General features: G+C 54.8%; 5 protein-coding genes. 2 read left to right on the plus strand and 3 right to left on the minus strand.

All coding sequences use genetic code 11. The annotated features are described in order from the left end of the window. Positions 1 to 306 (plus strand): hypothetical protein (locus RSSM_RS34770; protein ID WP_236621181.1); only part of this gene is annotated, 306 nt, incomplete at its 5' end. Between the two features lie 370 nt (positions 307 to 676). Here RSSM_RS34770 and RSSM_RS15880 read toward each other — a convergent pair. From RSSM_RS15880 to RSSM_RS15900, 3 genes are all read right to left on the minus strand, one after another. Beyond that, complete coding sequence (locus RSSM_RS15880) at positions 677 to 1,135, minus strand: hypothetical protein (RefSeq protein WP_044302716.1); 459 nt, start codon at positions 1,133 to 1,135, stop codon at positions 677 to 679. A gap of 275 nt (positions 1,136 to 1,410) precedes the next feature. Continuing rightward, the gene (istA, locus tag RSSM_RS15885; protein WP_081613804.1) at positions 1,411 to 2,001 is read right to left on the minus strand and encodes an IS21 family transposase; all 591 of its coding nucleotides are present in this window, start codon (positions 1,999 to 2,001) and stop codon (positions 1,411 to 1,413) included. Between the two features lie 501 nt (positions 2,002 to 2,502). Continuing rightward, on the minus strand, positions 2,503 to 2,907 hold the full coding sequence (locus tag RSSM_RS15900; RefSeq protein ID WP_044302720.1) for a hypothetical protein: 405 nt from the start codon (positions 2,905 to 2,907) through the stop codon (positions 2,503 to 2,505). A gap of 442 nt (positions 2,908 to 3,349) precedes the next feature. On the opposite strand from RSSM_RS15900, the gene RSSM_RS33780 reads away from it, so the two are divergent. Then, the gene (locus RSSM_RS33780) at positions 3,350 to 3,490 is read left to right on the plus strand and encodes a hypothetical protein (RefSeq protein WP_160168143.1); all 141 of its coding nucleotides are present in this window, start codon (positions 3,350 to 3,352) and stop codon (positions 3,488 to 3,490) included. Positions 3,491 to 4,209 lie beyond the last annotated feature (719 nt).

Genomic DNA, 4,209 nt, shown 5'->3' on the forward strand with positions numbered 1-4,209 from the left:
GTCACCGAACGCACGCAGCAACCGCATCGTCAGCCGAAAGTTCTCGTACTCTTCGAAGTGAGTGCCGGCGACGTTCGGCTTGATCAGAAAGCTGTGATAAATGAGCTCGCCACGCCGACAGGAGTTGGCAAAACGTCGGCAAGCCTTGAGCCACTGTCGCGATCTCTTCTGCGCGAGTATCTCGGCGCAGCTATCGCAACAGTACGGGCGACGGCAATAGTATTCCTGTTGAAGCTGGGCGGGGTTGTTCCCACTCATCCGACGACCGCACCTGAAAGTCCGTTTCGCTTGAAGGAGATCTCCTGATTGCCGAATGTGTTTGCTCAGCTCCGTGTTCTTGTCCAGGACCATGCTGCGGTCTAGGAGGCGTTCAAAAGCACTCGAGTAGTTGACGCTATATTCCCTTGTAAAATTTTGATAGGACACGTCAACGCGTCTTGTATTAGATTCATTAGCGGTCATCTTGGTCACATCCGAGTTGGAACCAGACATGGGACGGTTTCTAGCTCCGGTCGCTTGCTGTGGGGGCGAGCGACCGATTGGCAGTTCGAGCTTGGATCGAATAGAGGAACCGATTTACCTGGGGCGACCCATAGAGGTTTCTCACGCCAACAAAAAAAGCCCGCGGGGTTATTACCTCGCGGGCTTTTTGCGTTCTTGGCTTGCTGTGAGTTCGTCAGTCGTAAGACAGCAGTCGATACGTCCCATATGAGACTGCTGCACTCGCGAACGTGCCCAATGCCAGAGTGAATGGATCCTCAAAGAGAGGCGTGCCTACGCGTAGTCTTGCCAGGATCCAGATAGCAAGACAGACGTAAGGGGACAGGCACATTGGACAGAGCAGCAGCGTCGTAAGCTTGTCCCCTACACATCGAAACCTGTCGCCGCACCAGCGGACGAGGTACTCGCTAATCATGTCGTGCGAGAGCCATCCCCTCACGCCAGCAAACAATGAACCGTCGCACCAGGCGACTACAAGGTACCCGGCTGCCACACCGATCATCGCGACCATCCAGTCCTGATGACGCCAAGCGATCTCGCAGGCGTGTTCGATTTCGTCGCAGCGATATTGGTTTGACGGCGAAACCAAGCCCTGCAAGACACGCGTGCCGGCTATCCCGCGATCCTGCATCATCGATTGGCTCCATTTGGCCGTGAAATCGCCGATCACACTGTCTTTTTGCAGCAAACACCTGCCGCCACGTTCGATCGCGTTGACCTTTTCTGACGCGACGTCTTAGAGTTGAACTTTCCCCGCTCGCTGCGAACCAACATGGCGATGACCTCTAAGTCCCTGTTCAGGAGACGAACGGTCCTGGAGTCCCACCGTGCCCAGACCTCGCGACCGAGGTATACCGGTGGCGTGCCGCAGTAAGCCTTGCCGATCGAAACATGACCGTCTCGGTTTACCTAGCGGCGGGCTCCACTAAAATTGCCGAAGCGTTCGATGGGAAGTTCCATCAACGCCTCTCGCTCTGATGCACTGAAATGTTCGCCGACTTGACGACGAGTGGTTCCATGAACTCGCAGGTCAGCAACGGTCGCCTCCCAGTGCGCAAGGCAATCATTCTGCTCCAAGAGCGAGGCAAACGTGCGACCTCGTAGCGAGTCCTCTTGGACATAGTCGACGCCGCATTCTACCTTGCTCTTGTGGCGTGGTGTGCAAGGCTTGGTCGGTAGGATCGTGGTGCCAGAATGCTCTTCAAAGGCACGCAGCGTTGGCACCAACTCAGGGTCGTACCAGTCAGGGTGCTTCACGGCCGCACGAAGATTTTCGATCACGACGATCTTGGGCACGCCGCCGGAATGCCAGAACGCATTTTCCAGGGCTTGCAAGAGGTCGTGGGTGGTCTGACGAAAGACGACTTCGGCGTTACCTTTTCGGGAATGGCACAGCACAACGCGGAGGACATGGGTTCGCCGTTTCTTCCCGTCCTTGTCGACGACGGGCGCGCCGGTGCCAAAGTCGACTTGCGCCTCCCATCCTGGCTCAACCTCGATGCGTCGATCGGCTTCTCGGTGCGAAGCTTTTTGACGAAGCGGCGGACGCTGTAGTAGCTGCCTTGGTAGTCACGCTCGTTCTGCAGGTCTTGAAAGAATCGCTGGGCATGCAAGCCTCGTAGCAGCATCTCTTGGATCCCTACGCGGAACGGCTCACAAGCACTGACCGATCTGGCAGGTTTCGTGGTGCCATCGGAAGTATCCGAACCGGTGGGGCGCTGGTCCCTTTTGAATCCTCGCCCGTGGGATCACGCGTGGAATCGATGGCTGAACCCACCTCGAGATGTCGGCGAAAGGTCTTTCGCTCGAAATCGAGGCTTCGACGATCCCTCGCTGCAACTGGCCTGTTAGTGCAACTTCTTGAAGGCGTTGGGCTTTGTCACGCTCACATGATTGGCTACTACGTACCGTTATCCGTTTCGCAGGGTGCAAAACGATCGACGGCAATTCGCCCCCCGTCGCAAGGTGGAGGACTTTCAATCGCCCATCACTGGTCCCTTTTCAGCGCCCACTGACAGAGTTCAGCTCTTTAACTGCCGACTCGTATTGCTCACATTGCTGAACTGCTGCTTCCAATACCACAAGCGAGTCATCCGTCGGGAGCTGTTGAAACGCTACAAGACAACAAAATGATTCCAGATTCATTTTGTAGTCCTGGATCTTCTCCGCCAATTCCAAGCCGCGATCGCTTTCTCCCGCACGCTCGATCAGCTCGTTACGTTGTGAGACATAGATAGCATCGAGTTCTGCGTCTAGTTGTTTTCGTCTTTCAGCATCTACCTTTTGTAGACATTTCTCGCAGAGAATTTCAATTAGCCTCACAAAACGTTCTCTCGCCCCCGGCTTGTCCATCAGCTCAGGACATTCGGAAAAGAGAGGTGTTACATCCTTTCCTTCAGAGATCATTTGAATAATTCGAATCAAGGTACATGGTTGCGGTAACGATCGCATGGATTCCCCAAGACAAGAGACAAAATGTTTGGAGCCCGTCATGACGGCTCCGTATTGACGATTTCGTTGTTCCCAAACTCTAACGAGCGTTCTGAGCTAAGGAGAAGCATGAGTTTTGAGCTCGTGCGAACCGGCGGCCCGCTCTGCTCAAGACAAGTGCTGACGTGACCTTTTCGATCAATCGTCGACACTTTGCCCGATTGTCGACTCGTGCCCAATACGGCTTTTCAGGTTTCTGTACGATTGCCGTGTGCGACGTGTCATCTCGAGATCGAGATTGATAACTCGCTCATGAACGACCATGCCGATACGCTGACCGAGCGTATCCGTCGAACGTTCGAGCTATGTCGCCGCGAGGTGGAGCACGAGCCTTCGCTGACGGCTTCGAGTGGTGCTGATGAAACTATCTCCCTTCGTGGGAAGACAAACGTTTCTGCAACTGCGAAGCCGCCAAGCAATGGGCATTCCCGGCGACGGAGGCTCAGATCCGAGCGATTCACGCCATCGCATCGAAAGCGAACGTCAAGCTGGCGAGTGAACTGGACACGCATTTCGGTGTCGACACACCGCAAAGTCTGACGATCCGCCAAGCGAGTGAGTTGATCGAAAAACTGAAACGGCAGCTCACCGACGGATAGCAGGTGCGCCTGCTCTCGACCGCGTCCCATATGCTTCACGCATAATGGCCGCGGTTTTCTTTAGCCCCCAGAGCATCACCTCACTATCACACGACGCTACGCACCTCACATCGCGACTACTTGACCAAACGGGGATCAATCCCCGTTTTTCGGCAAGAAGCCTGCCTACGTGGCGATTCCCCCATAGCCAGCCAGTTTTTCGACTGACCACGTTCGGTCGGGCGACAGGCCCAGCTAGCCTTCACTAAATCACTAGATAGCTGGAGCTACAGCAAACCAACGAAACCAACATCATGGTCAGCTCGGCAAGTTGACGGTCACGTGTCGGCATATTTTCCAGAGCTCGTCACGGCGAATGCAAGTAGAATCTTTCGACTCCAGTTGCATCTCCCTGCCACCAGTGTATCTACGTCATAACATCAAACCGGACTAAAGACATGCTCTTTCATGACGCAGAAAACGGGCTTTTCCGTGATTGCAAAGACCGTTAGCTGATGTCTCTCCAGAAACGCGCGGGAATGCATCCCCTCGCTTCGCACCTACATGAGGCAGTCGTGGCCACTGTGACTAGACCTAAATCAAGCGACCATTCATTGAGATTCTAACCGTTTCGCGGCGG

This window comes from Aporhodopirellula sallentina SM41, assembly GCF_000346505.1.
Lineage (GTDB): Bacteria > Planctomycetota > Planctomycetia > Pirellulales > Pirellulaceae > Rhodopirellula > Rhodopirellula sallentina.